Origin of the sequence: Paenibacillus sp. PastF-3 (assembly GCF_029893135.1) — a bacterium.
Lineage (GTDB): Bacteria > Bacillota > Bacilli > Paenibacillales > Paenibacillaceae > Paenibacillus_AQ > Paenibacillus_AQ nitricinens.
In genome coordinates, this window is sequence record NZ_JARXWM010000006.1 from 153062 (window position 1) to 168609 (window position 15548).

At 43.5% G+C, this 15548-nt stretch carries 12 protein-coding genes; all 12 read right to left on the bottom strand.

Annotated elements, in window-relative coordinates; genetic code table 11:
- Nucleotides 1-83: 83 nt before the first annotated feature.
- Nucleotides 84-4040 (bottom strand): S-layer homology domain-containing protein, encoded by a 3957-nt coding sequence (locus tag M2444_RS14140; RefSeq protein WP_280787289.1) that lies wholly within the window; start codon nucleotides 4038-4040, stop codon nucleotides 84-86.
- A 159-nt stretch (nucleotides 4041-4199) separates the two neighbouring features.
- On the bottom strand, nucleotides 4200-5327 hold the full coding sequence (locus M2444_RS14145) for a glycosyltransferase family 4 protein (protein ID WP_042131352.1): 1128 nt from the start codon (nucleotides 5325-5327) through the stop codon (nucleotides 4200-4202).
- Between the two features lie 116 nt (nucleotides 5328-5443).
- Nucleotides 5444-6199: a WecB/TagA/CpsF family glycosyltransferase gene (locus M2444_RS14150; protein WP_256990645.1), complete on the bottom strand. Its 756-nt coding sequence runs from the start codon at nucleotides 6197-6199 to the stop codon at nucleotides 5444-5446.
- Between the two features lie 6 nt (nucleotides 6200-6205).
- Entirely contained in the window at nucleotides 6206-7345 is a 1140-nt protein-coding gene (csaB, locus tag M2444_RS14155) for a polysaccharide pyruvyl transferase CsaB (RefSeq protein ID WP_280787290.1), read from the bottom strand.
- Nucleotides 7321-9357 carry a DUF5693 family protein gene (locus M2444_RS14160; protein WP_094871157.1) on the bottom strand — a complete coding sequence of 679 codons (2037 nt, stop codon included), beginning with the start codon at nucleotides 9355-9357 and terminating at the stop codon, nucleotides 7321-7323. Before M2444_RS14160 ends, csaB begins: the two co-directional genes overlap by 25 nt.
- Before the next feature lie 233 nt (nucleotides 9358-9590).
- Nucleotides 9591-11312: a phospho-sugar mutase gene (locus M2444_RS14165; RefSeq protein WP_280787291.1), complete on the bottom strand. Its 1722-nt coding sequence runs from the start codon at nucleotides 11310-11312 to the stop codon at nucleotides 9591-9593.
- A 46-nt stretch (nucleotides 11313-11358) separates the two neighbouring features.
- Nucleotides 11359-11781 (bottom strand): 3-hydroxyacyl-ACP dehydratase FabZ, encoded by a 423-nt coding sequence (fabZ, locus tag M2444_RS14170; protein ID WP_042192447.1) that lies wholly within the window; start codon nucleotides 11779-11781, stop codon nucleotides 11359-11361.
- A gap of 257 nt (nucleotides 11782-12038) precedes the next feature.
- Nucleotides 12039-12275: a DNA-directed RNA polymerase subunit beta gene (locus M2444_RS14175; protein WP_094871153.1), complete on the bottom strand. Its 237-nt coding sequence runs from the start codon at nucleotides 12273-12275 to the stop codon at nucleotides 12039-12041.
- 10 nt (nucleotides 12276-12285) lie between these two features.
- Entirely contained in the window at nucleotides 12286-13107 is an 822-nt protein-coding gene (locus M2444_RS14180; protein ID WP_094871151.1) for a flagellar hook-basal body protein, read from the bottom strand.
- A 52-nt stretch (nucleotides 13108-13159) separates the two neighbouring features.
- A complete protein-coding gene (locus M2444_RS14185) occupies nucleotides 13160-14038 on the bottom strand; it encodes a flagellar hook-basal body protein (protein WP_280787292.1) in 879 nt (292 codons plus the stop codon).
- A gap of 47 nt (nucleotides 14039-14085) precedes the next feature.
- On the bottom strand, nucleotides 14086-15084 hold the full coding sequence (gene mreB, locus M2444_RS14190) for a rod shape-determining protein (RefSeq protein ID WP_094871147.1): 999 nt from the start codon (nucleotides 15082-15084) through the stop codon (nucleotides 14086-14088).
- A gap of 128 nt (nucleotides 15085-15212) precedes the next feature.
- Nucleotides 15213-15500 carry a sporulation transcriptional regulator SpoIIID gene (spoIIID, locus tag M2444_RS14195; protein ID WP_019915029.1) on the bottom strand — a complete coding sequence of 96 codons (288 nt, stop codon included), beginning with the start codon at nucleotides 15498-15500 and terminating at the stop codon, nucleotides 15213-15215.
- Nucleotides 15501-15548: the final 48 nt, after the last annotated feature.

A 15548-nucleotide genomic window follows, 5' to 3' on the forward strand; every position in this document is an offset into this window, starting at 1 on the left:
TATGTCTTTGGTAATTGCTCTCATTACATTAAAACACCGGTCTGCGAATATTTTTTCGCAGGCCGGTGAACATTTTATTTGCTTTAGTTAAAGTTCTTCGGGAAGATGCTTGTACTCTTTTGCAAGAGTGCAACTGTAATCTTTCCAGCCTCCGCTCTAGTCAATTTACCCTTTGGATTAAAGTTATATACAGGTTTCTTCTGTCCTGTAACCGTCACGGCGCTTCCTTCCATAATCTTAGCTTTAGACACAGCCTCAATGGCAGGGCGTGAATAGAAATCCATATTACTTGTATCAACAAACGATTTACTTAAGGTTGCCAAGAGTTTATTGTCATTCAAAGACATCTTCAACTTCAGCGCCCTAGCGATCATTACTGCCGCTTGTTCACGTGTTAAAGCTTGGTCAGGTCCAAAGAAGCCATCACTTAGTCCTGTAACAATACCCGCCCTAGCAGCAGTCTCAATATGTTTGAAATCCCAGGTAGCCGAAACCGCTTGTGGGACAATATCGAAGAATGTTTGCTTATTGGCATCATAGTTTAAAGGAATACTCAGAGATTTCACCAGTAATGTAGCGAATTCGCCACGTGTTGTTAAATCATCTGCGCCAAATGCATCTGCACGAAGATTAGTCATGAACCCTTTCGAATACAATCCATTCATAATATTTCTACCCCATGGGTGATTTGTAATATCAACAAAACCACGACGTAGCTTCATAACAGTGTAATAACCAAACTCATCAAATGGAACTGTGATGGTGTGCTTCTTCGTATCAACTTCTCCACCTATGTTTTCCCATTTCCCAGCATCGGTATAGCGGAATACTGTTATTGTCGACCCCACTTCATCCACAATGCTGGAGTTAAAAGTAAGCGTCAATTCACCGCGTTGAGAAGGTACAATTTTACGAGTTTGACTGTACTGCGTAAAATACCCCGTCTTCCCGCTAGCGTCCACAAAATGCGGAGTAACGCCATTGGTTTCAATATTAACACCATCTTCTCCTAGACCACCACTGAGCCAGTAGATATCAGATACTCTTGAAAAATTATTTGTAGAGACGGTTGATGTAAAGCGCAAAGCGAGATCCTGCGGGATCACAAGTTGGCCTCCCCCACCTTCTGTTCTGTCATCGCTACCAGTGACGTTAATTATATTCCCGTAATCATTCTTTCGTTCAACGACACCGTCAGCGGGGTCAGCAATACCAAACAATAATTTTGTATTAGGATAATATTTCGCAGCACCAGAGCTCGTAAATCCCTTCATAATAGTCCCTTTAGGGAAATTCAATTCCAGAGCTTTATTGAAAACACTATACTTCGTAGCTACCTTCTCTGCCATATACTGTGTATCGATCTGTACCGCACTGGCATAATAAACATCTATAGTATCGCTAATTGTAGAGTTAGCACGTACGATTTGTATCTTAATTGGCGTGGATTTGTCTGCCTTCAAACCTACATAATCATAGGTAAAACGATCTGAATTCGGAAAATCCGTACGTTTTTTGGCTTCATCCTTACCAATTATTACTTTGGTAGCGCCTTCTGCCTCAATATCAAAACGAACAAAGTTCTTGTTAACAACAATTTGTTTACCTACCGTTGGTACAGGTGAGAGAAGACGATATGGAGCTACTTCACGTACTACCTCAAGACGCTGTGTAGTTCTTGCCCCAGTCTTATTAATAAGCTCAAGGGTATAAACTTGACTTCCTGGAGCATCAAATTTAATGTCACGTAATCGTAAGATAAAGTTCTTAGCGCTACCGATGTACTCATAGTACAGGCCATTTGCAGTCAACTCATCAGGGTAACGTTTTGGACCAATAGGTCCCTCAGAATTATCTGTGAGGAGCTTATCTTGTCCCGTTGAAGTAAATACCAAAGTTGAGCCCTGATATAGATTTAACGTCGAAGCTCCGCTTCCTTGTAGCACCAAGTCAAATTTATCTTTGCTTGTTGTATATTTCTCGTCCTTATAAACAATTTCAGCTGGCAATGCAAGAATTGCATTACGCTCTACTTCATTAGTAAGAGTTGTTGTTGTAAAAGGTAGACGATTATCTCCTAAGGTTGGGTGGAACTGCTTCAACCCAGAAATGTTGGTATCAATGATATAGAGTTTCAGTTCTTTTTTAATAATCCGCTGATTCCCTGTACTATCTTTAGAGATACCTGTAAACACGATTTTATTCTCACCGTACACCAAAGGTCCCGACTGGCTAATTCCTAAATTAAAATTGAAGGTTGTCTTGTCACTAGTTGAACCATCCTTCACTACACCAAGTGCAAATTTATTTACAATAACTGTACCCGCTGAATTCTTGGTATCAGGTAAATAATTACTATCAATACCATTAATTTGAACTTGTGCACTCTCAATATTCTCAAATCCGATATATTCACCATTAACGTTTAGCGTTCTATCGATACTTGAATCGAATTCATAGGTTTGTCCATCCTGCAAGTTGCTTACGTAAATATAATTTTTAGATACATATGAAATATCAGCATTATAATAAGACTCTGATCCTGTATATCGGAACTGTACTTTCTGCTGACCGTTAGAGAAACCCGTTATTTTATAAACGTATTCGTTTGTACCGGTAACCGCTTCTGGAACAGGAGGTATACTTAACGGTTTATTACTCAAAGGTAAATAGTTAGCAGTTAAAATAGCTGAAGTTGATTTATTTGTTTTTGCTAAAATATAAAAGGTATCACTTTCTAATTGTTGACCATTTAAAGGCAATTTAGAGATATTAGTAAGAGCTCCTGAACCTGTATATCCAGGGAGATAGTACATTTCTGTTATAACAGTCTCATCTTTTAAGAATTTATAAGAATAGATATGAGAACTACTGTGGGTACCATAATCAACGGATAGCTTAAAGTCATTTACACCTGGGAGAATATCTAGATTTGTGTTAGTCGTAAATTTAACCAATTTGTACGTTGGAGTAACGCCATCAGGACCAGGAATAGTTAATTCCTCATCCACGCTTTTTATCGTAACAACTTTTTCAGTACTGGTAGTACCTTTGTTAAGAGTTAGTACAGCACTTGTTTTGAATGGAGCTACATTGTAAGGCACCAATATTTGTCCTGTAAAACCTGCAACACTAGGTGTCAGGTCAGCAGTTAATGTCGGTACTTTGTCATTTAGAATATTATAGTCGACTGAATTATGATTGATGTTCAAAGAAGCAAACGGTTGATCCTTATCAAAGAAATAAACCGATCTGTCTATGGTTATTGAATCCGAAGCATTTTGAATTACGATTTTAAGAGTACTTAATCCCGGATTCAAATTCAAAGCAGGTGTAAAAAATGTTCCGTCTTCCAATAAGGAGGTTTGCAGAGCTGTTCCGCCATTCACGGAGACACTAACTTTCGTTGCATTCGCTACTTTACCTTGGAGAGTAACTGTAGATACCGGCACAACTACTTGCGTTCCTTCATTTAAATTAAGTGCAGAAGGTCCACCCAATACTTTTAATTCGGTTACGTAAGGAACTTGATCATAGAGCACATAGAAAGATTCTGAGCGTTGGAGATTACCTTGCATACCAGAGAAAGTAATCTTATTAAAGCCTGTATACAAAACAAGACCAGACGCTACGAAGCGATTGTCCGGACTATTGTTATCTGTTGTAACTGTTCCCGTAGTCAATCGAGTCGAATCCGTTACCCATTTTTTAGATGAGCTATCCTGAGTCAACTGCTCAACAGTAACCTTCATTGTAGATGAAGTTACCTGTGAGTAAGTCCCTGTAATCGAAAAGGTAGGATTACTTATTTTGTAGACACTAAAACGACTAATTAACCCCTCTGGGTTTTGATTATCTGTTGTTGGCACAACGTCCTGCTTCAACAAAACAGTATTACGTAATGTGAGATCATCCGGACTGAAGAAAGTCGTAGAGCTCGTGGTAGCCGCTGCCGCTATCGGCGTGTATTTACCTGGGAACATAGAAACGATCAAAGCCGCCAGCATCAGCCAAACGAACGGTCTCTTAAAGCGTTGCATGTGTTATATCTCTCCTTTGATTATAAGTTCTCGTAAACCTTCACTTTGTTCTTTATCGGTCATAAGTAGCGATATTTTTAGGGAAAATAACAAAAAACTCATCCGAAATCGGATGAGTTTTGTTAAGTTTAGAAAATTTTAGAATAATTGCTTAGTCGTTTAAGACTTAGAGCCTCTTTCCGGATCAGCCTTCATGCGCATTCTTAAAAAGAAATCAATCAGTGGACGTTTAGTCTTACCAATCAAACCTGTGATTTCAGCACCGATCTGCAAGAAGAAGAGCATGATGCAGATAACCACGAATGTAACCCAGTTCGCTTCATAAAGAGCTGCGGATGATTGAATAACAGCTAAAATACCGAAAAATGCAGCAATACCATAAATAATGAGTACAGTCTGGCGGTGGCTAAAGCCAAGCTCGCGTAGACAGTGATGCAAGTGACCTTTATCTGGTGCAAAGATTGGTTTCTTCTGCAGCTTACGGCGCACGATCGCAAAGAACGTGTCCGACAAAGGTACACCGATAATAAGCAAAGGTGTAATAAACGAAACTACAGCGATCTGTTTAAATCCTAACAAAGCAAGTAATGCCAGGCAAAAGCCTAAGAACAGCGAACCCGTATCTCCCATGAAAATCTTAGCAGGATGGAAGTTAAAGAACAGGAACCCGATGATGCTACCCAGAAGCAACAGACACAGCATTGCTACCATGGTGTTTCCCATCACAAAAGCCATTGCCGCAATCGTAGCAATTGCAATTCCTGATACACCAGCCGCAAGCCCGTCCAGCCCGTCGATCAGATTAACGGCATTGGTAACACCGACAATCCAGAAAATCGTAAGCGGGATAGCAATCCAACTCTCCAGTGAGGAATACGTATTGTTAAATGGAATATTCACAAAATCTACAGTAATACCAAAGCCGAAAACAACGATACAGGCTGCGATAATTTGGCCCAGTAGCTTCACTTTTGCTGATAATTCGAATCGGTCATCAAGTGCCCCGATAAGTACAATCAGTCCGCCACCACATAGCAGCGCTTTGATGAAGTTGACCTCCCGCGGAGTGAACTCGTATGGAATAATCGGCAATACGGCAAGCAGGCCTAACACAAACGCTAGAAAAATAGCTAATCCGCCAAGGCGGGGCATAATTTTCGTGTGCACTTTACGAGCATTCGGCACATCTGTTGCACCAATCTTGATGGCGAATTTCTTCACCAAAGGTGTGAGGCCAAGTGCGAGTCCCATGCATACGATAAATCCAGCGATGTATATGATTAACATTTGATCAGTCGACCCCCATTTCTCTACCGCATTGAATTATACGCTGTTACAAAAACAAATTCCAATCCTTTATTTAGGCTATTTATCTCATTTTCTAGGTGAATATCGGCATTTTGCTAGACTTTTGTTACTTTATCTTTCTCACGCACCACTTTTAATGCAAATTTCGGCAGTGCAAGCATTCGTTTGTACCGTGTAGGTTCTTTTAGGAGACGGTACAACCATTCAATTCTCATTTTTTGGAACGCTATTGGCGCTCTTTTGCTCTTCCCAGAGATCACGTCAAAGCTGCCGCCGACCCCCATCATGATCGGAACGCCAAGTTTGGACTTATATTTAGCAATCCAAGGTTCCTGACTATCTGCACCTCTGGCCACAAATAATAAGTCAGGGTTAGTATTAACAATTTCAGCGATAACCTCTTCGTCCGCATCCGAACCAAAATAACCGTCATGATATCCTGCAATGATAACACCCGGATATTGCAATTGTAACCTTTCAGCGGTTTCCCGAATCACCTCAGGCGTAGAACCTAGAAGATATACCTTCCAGCTATATCTTTCACCCTGTCGCATCAATTCATGTAACAGATCATAACCTGCTACCCGTTCGGTTACCGGTTCATTACAATAATTAGAAGCCCAGACAACTCCTGTCCCATCGGGGACAACCAATTCAGCCGATTTCATAATATCCATATAAGCTGGATCTTCCAGTGCAGCCATAACCATAATTGGATTGGCCGTAATCACTTGATGCGGGATACGGGTCTGAACAGCCTCCGTCAAATAAGCAACTGTAGCTGCCATATCCACTTTCGAGACTCTAATCCCAAAAATAGGAACTGTAGGTACCGCGCTGTCTGCTTTCACTTTAGATCATCCTTTATGGTGAAAATATTCTACAATTTGCCGAGCTGGTGCCTCTGCTGCTTGAATCAACTTGGTGATGACCTCATCCCGTTCGGTTCTCCATTCCTTTGCGGTGTTCAAAAGATGGACAATCTCGTTAGCAACATGTTCAGCATCTAGTGTGTTTGTCGCTCCAACAGGATGGCACTGGATTCTCTTCAGAAAATGATCGATCTTCGGATCATAAGAAATACCTATCAGCGGAACACGTCTTCCAGCCGCATAAATCAAGCTATGAAGTCGCATTCCGATTAAAACATCACATTGTCCCACTTCCCGTAACATTTGCTGCGGGTGAATAGCATCCTCACAAATACTAACCTGCCCACCCTGCTCGGTTATACTTCCTTTCAGCTTCTCCATCACATAACGTGAAGCCTCATTATCCGAAGGAGTGTGAAAAGGGAGGAATCGCAAATGCAATGGAATCTCACGGTTGGCCTTAATCAGGCCTTGCGCAAGAGTATCCAGTTCTCTGCGATCTTGCTCCCAAAAACGTACTGATATCCCGATCACCGGAAGCGAGTCTGCTGATGCCGAAGATTGTACAGCAGCATCAGGGTCTTCCTCCGGTAGAGACAAGCCCATAACCGGATCGGGAACAACTTCTACGTTCTTCTGTTCTAGTCCCATAGATAGAAGAAGCTCGCGGGATTGTTCATCCCGCACAGATATATAGGTACATTTACGAAACACTGATTTGATAAAAGGGTAAAAAAGTTTGCGATTCACTGGCCCAATGCCTTGAGCATAGATAAAGGTGGGTCTCCCCATCCATTGAGCAAGCTTGATAATCCCTAAATAGTACGGAATACTCTTGCTACCTGTTACATCCTGCAACAAGCTACCCCCGCCACTAATCAGACCCGCGCTCTCATAAATCGCTTGACGGACTTCAACAAGCTTTATCCGGTGCACGGATTTGACTCCATAGGTCGCAGTTGTCCACTCAGGATCAATGGATAGTACTATAGGCTCAATGGATATACCCAAAGCTTGAGACTGTTTCTGCAGTGCAATTAGAATAGACTGCAATACCGCCTCATCTCCACTGTTACGAAAACCATAGAAACCAGAGATAACTATCTTTTTAGGAGTGGCGACCATCGTTTCCAACACCCTTCTGCAATCTGCCATACGATTACGGCAATTACACCAATGATCAGTCCGAGTCCAAGACCTAACAGTCCACGAACTAGCGAGATCAGAACTGGTGAATGAATATGTGCAAAGGTATCCACCATGGAGAGCTGACCAATTACGGCAATAATCATGATAAACGCTGCACTCCGGTATCTAAAGGCTAAGAATGCACCCAGAATTAAGAGTGGATGAGCTAGTAAAAATTCTTTATTACGTGGCCGGACGCCGACTGTATTCTCAAGGAATGTACGGAAGGCCATCTCTAAAGGTGTTACGTTGCCCCCATTTCCGGTTCGGCTCAAATAATACATACCCACTACTCCAAGAACTGCAGCGGCAATAACCCAAGCTAGTGTAATAGGTGTCCGCAGCAGCTTGCCCGTCTTGTTGAACACAAATTCCCCACGATACAAAAGTACATATAGTGCCACAAGGCCGATAGGTGCCATATGAAGCAGACTAACACCACGGAACTGGTCCAGCACTAGACTATAAGTTATGTTGTTGAGCAGTGCGATCACAAATGGCACGGCGCTCAAAGAAATTAATGAAGTCTTCAGATAAAGCACCAGACTATGTGTGAACCGACGTTGCGGGCTCATAGCCTTATAGGTAAGGTTATTGCTCCGTAGAGGAGGCCCCATTTCATTGACCTTACGAATGGCCAGTACAACAGCAAGAGTCGGCGCACTTATCGCTGCTGCTAGTGCCAGCCCCTGCTCAAACATTTCTGGTTTCAAGACCAGCAGTCCTGCACTTCCCAGTAATCCAAGTACCCATGCAGGAATCGTAAGCCATGGAATAAAGTAAGAAATCAGCAGCGCTACTAAAGAGACTGCACCAACTACCGCAACTAGCTTGAAGTAACGTTGATAAGACGAATCTACAACCTCAAATGCCGTAGCTTGTCCTAGTTTAAAGCCATTATCTTTGATCTGTTCAACGGCGCCTCCAGGTTCACTCAGACTGGTGACAAGGTTGTCTAGCGTATCTGTAATCTGTGCCTTTGCTGTATTCCGTGAAGGAATTGTATTTAAATAAATCATGCGAATATTGCGATCTTTTGTTGCCAAAGCGAAACGATCTGAGATCACTTTTGGATCTAAGGCAGAGTCCCCTTCGCTAAGGGAATACAACCGTGTTACGTTATAGTCCAGCAAATAAGCAAGCTTGTTAAAGCCCTTCTGCTGCTTCTTAATATTCTCAATCGCTGCAATCCCGATTCCACGTTCTTTAAGGAGATTTGCAAAGTCAGTGATACTAGCCGTATCGGCATCATCATTAAACCCTTTAACGGACTCTCCCTCGAATAGGATTCGTTTCACACCCAATTCTTCATAACGATCTAACAGCTTCTTAACGGTCGCTTTATTATAAGTCAGAGAATCCACCAGACGCGGCACAATGGTAAATCCTTTGTCATGCAACATCTCCAGTGTAAATGGATCTGGCTGAAGTGGCTTCAGTGTAGCATCTTCTATTGGAGTCTCAATAATAAGACCTTGTTGTCCGCGGAAACTCCATTCCTTCGAAGTAATCCCAAGATTACCGAATGCCTCTTTAATGACAGGCGCCAGGGCCTGGTAGTAATCAGGATTAGTAAAAAGAATATAAGTATAGTTCTCATTCACCGGAATAATTGTATCCGTAAGATTAGCGATATCAGCCGCTCCCCACATCATGAGACGACGTGCCTTACGATAATCTTCCAGCGTGCTTTCGTAAATCGCCATACTCTGAACACCAGCATCTTTTAGACGATCTAACTGTTCGGAAATATAATCCTGCGGATTTGCACGATAGCTTGCTACTTCAACTAAATCCCGGTAATCAAATACAAATTCCACTGTCTTGGAAGACTTCTCCGTCTGCAGACGGTCATAGACAACTGGCAAGGCAGCTAAAACGCCAACCACAACTATGATCCACAGCCACTTCCGGGAAGAAATATTCCAACGTTGCCATTTTTGCTGCACCAAAAGTACCTCCTCTTTCACTTCAAAACTCTTTTTACAAAAGTAGAAACGGATCGTCATCCTTTAGAGACGGTACCCGTTTCTATGCAAGCTTAAACGCGTTCGGCGTCCTTCCAAGGACGGTAAGCGTTTATGCGAGAAATATAAGATATAAAGTATGGCGTGAAACTTTTACTTTCTTATATTTTTAAAAATATAATTTCAAAATATAGAATGCGATCTATATTCTTATTTTATTGTTCCCCGTCAACGCGGGCCATAACCAGCTTGGATAGTGTAGCTACCTTGTCTTTAGCATTCTGCAAGGATTCACCCACAACCGCAAAATAAACTTTAATCTTTGGCTCGGTACCTGAAGGACGCAGGCAGAACCACGAACCGTCAGCCAGCAAATACTTTAGTACATTTTCCTTCGGCAGACCATTCAAGCCTAGCGAATAATCCAGCACCTCTGTAACGGCAGATCCCGCAATTTCTTGTGGTGCATTTGTACGCCAATCATTCATGATGCCTTGAATTTGCGCAACACCATCCTTACCTTTCAATGTACGAGACTCCAGGCTTTCCAAGAAGTATCCGAACTGCTCATACAATTCCTGAAGGACATCATATAATGTTTTGCCTTGAGCTTTGTAATAAGCACCTGCTTCAGCGATCAACATAGCCGCAAGAACGGCGTCCTTATCACGGGCATAGTTACCTGCAAGATAACCATAGCTTTCTTCATAACCGAAAAGATATGTGTAATCTCCGGATTGTTCGAATTGAGTCATTTTTTCACCAATATATTTGAAGCCTGTTAGCGTATTAAATACAGTTGCACCATAATGAGAGGCTACAGCAGCCCCCATCTCGCTCGTCACGATAGTCTTCACAACTGCACCATTGCTAGGCAACTTACCTTGTTCCTGTAAACGGCTCAAATAATAATGAATCATCAAAGCTCCAGATTGGTTGCCCGACAAAACAACAAATTTACCTTCATTGTCACGAACCACTGCCCCCATACGGTCTGCATCGGGATCTGTGCCAATTAAGAGGTCTGCATTCAACTCTTCGCCCAGCTTCATAGCCAGTGTAAAGGCTTCGCGTTCTTCCGGGTTCGGTGATTTCACAGTGGAAAATTCGGAATCTGGTTGTTCTTGCTCAGGCACAACATGCACCTGTGTGAAACCAATTTTCTCAAGCACTTGGCGGACTGGCAGGTTACCAGTACCATGTAGCGGGGTGTATACGATTTTGAAGTCTTTTCCAAGCGTAGAGGCGATCTCTTCACTTGCAAGACTAACCGCAGCGACCGTATCGGTAAACGCTTCGTCATCCTTCTCACCCAGCCAGTGCAGCAGGCCTTGACGCTCTGCTTCTTCTTGGGAAATCCGTTTCACACCATCAAAAGTGTCAACCCCTAATATGTAAGAAATGACCTTTTCTGCTTCGTCAGGAACAAGCTGTCCACCTTCAGAATTATAAACCTTATACCCGTTATATTCAGGCGGATTATGACTTGCAGTAATGACAATACCGCCCGTTGCCTTCAAATGCCGCACGCTGAACGATAATTGTGGTGTTGAGCGCAGAGAAGTGAATAAATGAGCCTCAATGCCATTAGCAGCCAATACAAGAGCAGCCTCAAGTGTGAATTCAGGCGAGAAACGACGAGAGTCATGAGCGATAACAACAGAAGGTCTTCCCTCTCCAGTATGCGTCTCCAGAATATATTTAGCGAAACCTTGCGTAGCTCTACCTACCGTATAACGGTTGATACGATTACTACCCGCACCAATTACACCACGTAGACCACCTGTACCGAATTCTAGATCTCTATAAAATCGTTCCTCTAGCTCCTGTGGCTCGTTCTCCAGCGCGCTTAGCTCCGCCTTCGTAGATTCATCAACGGAGGCGTTCTCCAGCCAGCGTGATAAGGTTTCTGCCGCTTTCGGGCTTAATTGAGTCATTTAGAATCTCTCCTTCTCCATGTATAATAAATAATTCAAAGTAATATTAGCTCAGAGCAAACATAATTTCCCCAGAGGCAACAACTTTCCCCTCAACCGACGCAGTAGCTTGTCCTTTTCCAATACTGCCCTTAAGGCGAGTAATCTCTACTTCAAGAGTGAGGGTGTCTCCCGGTACGACTTGACCACGGAAACGGAATCCATCAAGCCCGGCTAAAAAGCCAATCCGACCGCGATTCGCTTCCACCCCCAGAATAGCAACTGCACCCACTTGTGCAAGAGCTTCTGTAATCAGTACGCCCGGCATTACCGGATAACCCGGAAAATGACCTGCGAAGAAAGGCTCGTTGATCGTTACATTTTTAATGCCGACTGCTCGTTTACCCATTTCGATCTCAGTGATTTTGTCCACCAGCAGAAATGGAGGCCGATGGGGGATGATTTCTTGAATTTGATTGATATCCAGCATTATAAATAAAACTCCTTTCGGATGTTACTTCATATTATTCTTCGCCGAAATGCATAAATTTAGGCAGCTTCGGTAAAAACTATATTATCCTTCACCACCTGCAGAAGTGGAGGTTGAGATAAGGGGCTTTCTCCACCAGATGCGATAGCATGGCGGAGAGGGCCCTTTTTGCTGCCCGCGGCCCCCCACCATTATACATTTATCCGTATAAAAAAGAAAACTCCCTTAAGCAAGAAGGGAGTCGTTATCCTTTTAAATTATGGAGCAAAAACCAAATCATAGACATGTCTCCATGTGCTCCATTGTAGAACATCGCTAAACTCTTTTTTGCCAAGGACAACGTAACCGACGACCAGCCCGCCTCCAAGTGCAACTACGAGAAGCAAAGGAATAAGAATCCACTGGATAAGTGTCCATTTTGATAATCCTCGCCGCTTCGGCTCTTTCTTGTCTTCTGGTTTGTCTTCCGACTTCACCTTTTTCTGACGTTCCATTCCTTCACCTCTACCCGCGCATGTTATTGGCCAGACCTAGCATCTGATCACTGGAAGAAAGCGCCCGAGCTGCGAGTTGATACGTACGTTGAATCTGCATCATTTCTGTCATTTCTGTGGTCATATCGACATTTGACTGCTCCAGCCACCCTGAGCGTACTCCAATTCCAGACGCCTCACCCGCCGCTCTTTGTACAAAAGCCTGCTGTGCTGTAACTCCATCGGCAAGCATATAGAAATTCCCGTCCACTGCCTTTAAAGCATTCTGTGTCTTAGGTTCTACAATCATTATAGTACCTGCTACCCGAACAGGTCCATTCTCTGACTGTTTCGTTAATACACGACCGGATTCATCAATAGCTGCATTCACGCCCACAGGGACCGTTAAAGGATTACCTGTTGTATTCAGTACCGGATTCCCCGTATTATCTACAAGAACCATCTTCGTTGCATCGGTAGTGTCAGGCGTAAAGTGAAAGTCACCTTGTCTTGTATAAGCTGTAGTTCCATTGACCTGAACGCCAAACAGCCCATTACCCTGAAGTGCCAAATCGGTTGGATTACCCGTTTCTTTAAGGGGGCCTTCTTCCCAATTAGTCGTAATCGAAGGCACATATGTCCCAAATCCAATATTAAAGCCTAAGGGTGTAGCGCGACCCGGCTGATCATAGTCATCCGATTGCTGCTGCACACGAGTAAGCACATCCTCAAAGGAGCCCTTCTTGCTCTTATAACCATTTGTATCCATATTGGCTAGGTTATCCGCTATAATATCAAGCCGCTGCTGAAGGCTGGACATGGAGACTGCTGCACTAATAGTTGAGTTATTCATAGATCAAACCTCCTATAAGCTTTACCTGTAAAGCTCATTTCATAAGCAGTGCCTATACCCTGCCAATTTCAGTTACAGCCTTCTGCAAGCTGCTATCATAGTATTGAACGATCTTTTGGTTCGCTTCATAAGCCCTATATGCGGCATTCAAATCTACAGTTACCTGAGTAGGGTCAACATTGGAGCCCTCTAAATATCCTTGACGCACCTGTAAGTTATCAGTTGCATTGGAGTAACGAATGTCCGCTGCCGCTATATCATCAGCATGAAACACACCCTTACCATCACGCACAAGCTCCTGCGGCTTTGTAACTACACTCACACCAATTTTGGTCCCTGTCGGAAGTCCTGTTTCTGGATTTAATACATTGCCCTGCCCGTCCACTTTAAGGGTGTCCTGATTTCCTGTCAAGACGAGAGGTTTGCCAGTGGAATCAAGAACCTTGAAGCCTCCACTGCTCAATACTTCTCCCGTAGCTGCATTTACTGAGAAGCTTCCATTTCGGGTAAATAGGTTATTGCCATCAGTATCCTGCACAGTAAAGAAAGCCTGCGGACGGTAAATAACCTCACCCTCAGGACTTACATATTTCCCTGAACCATCAAAAGCTATATTCTGACCCGTCACAGGGTCGGCGACTTGCAAATCCGTAGATAAAGCAAAATCCATAGATTTGCCGCTCTCCCTTAAATCACCCTGTAAATATTGGGAAATCGACTGTTCTGCAAAAACCCCTGTATTAAGGCGCCCAACCGGTGTAGTGCTGCCATTACTCATAGCTGAGATCAAGACATCCGGAAAAGCATGATTAACACTATCAACCTGCTTATATCCCGTTGTATTTAAGTTAGCGATGTTCTGTGTTGCCGTATCGTGTCTACGTTGCTGCGCAACCATACCTGCGGCGGCCGTATATAATCCTCTTATCATGAAGGTAGTCTCCTTCCGAATCTAATGCTACCATTTATATCGGCTGCTTAGAACTTTTTCTTTACGACCTTGTCCAAATTGTCCAGCATAATTCCTGTTCCTTTTACCACACAGTGCATAGGGTCTTCCGCTACCCAGACAGGTACATGTAATTCTTCTGAGAGTAGCTCGTCCAATCCGTTAAGCAAAGCACCTCCACCAGTGAGAACCACACCCCGGTCAATGATGTCCGCAGACAATTCTGGTGGTGTACGCTCCAGTACCGATTTAGCTGCAGCCACAATGGATGAAACCGGATCCCATAATGCTTCCTTTACCTCTCCCGCCGTAATAGTGAGCGTCTGGGGAAGTCCGCTTACCATGTCCCGGCCACGAATGTCCATTTCGGATTTCATCAAACCAGGTCGAACCGTACCAATAGTAACCTTAATATCCTCTGCTGTCCGTTCACCGATCAACAATTTATACTTTTGTTTAATATATCTTAAAATGGCATCATCGAACTTGTCTCCAGCGACTTTAATCGAAGAAGCGGTAACGACGTCGCCCATTGAAAGTACGGCTACATCCGTCGTTCCGCCACCGATATCGACGACCATGTTTCCACTTGGCTGATAAATGTCCATTCCCGCTCCAATCGCAGCGGCCTTTGGCTCTTCTTCCATAAATACTTCCTTAGCCCCGCTACGTTCTGCCGCTTCCCGAATGGACTTTTGTTCCACAGATGTAATATTTGTAGGGGCGCATATCAGAATGCGAGGCCGTGAATACCAGGTACGACCGCCAACACGGTCAATAAAATACTTCAGCATCATTTCCGTGACTTCAAAATCTGCAATGACACCATCCCGTAAAGGACGGATCGTTGTTATATTTCCGGGTGTACGTCCAACCATGCGACGTGCCTGTTCTCCCACCGCAAGGACTCTCTTCGTATCACTTTCAAGTGTGACCACGGAAGGTTCATCCAGAACGACTCCCCTTCCCTTAACATGTATGAGCACATTGGCCGTGCCGAGGTCGATTCCGATATCCTTGCTAAACATAATGAAAGAGCCCCCAAAGTGTTATTTTAATTGAAAAACAGCAGTTAGTACTAAATTTAAAAATAACATACTTTAGGGGAACTACACAATGTTTTAAAGCTTAATATTTCCTTAAATTTCCGAAAATCTCATGGCTTTGATGCTACAGCAACCTCACGTTTTTTCCCCGTCGTTTTTTTATATTTAATTTTTGTGGCTTCTCCCCCCCGAAGATGTCGGATGGATTTGTGATATTCAAGAATGTGCTTCACCTGATCGGCCAGATCAGGATTGATCTCTGGCAGACGCTCCGTCAAATCTTTGTGCACCGTGCTCTTTGAAACGCCAAATTCCTTGGCTATGGTCCGGACCGTATGCCTGGTTTCCACGATGCAGCGTCCGATTTTGATCGTACGTTCCTTGATGTAATCGTGCACGCTCCCGCCTCCCAACTGTGGATAGTTTGGTACATTATATGAGGGGCG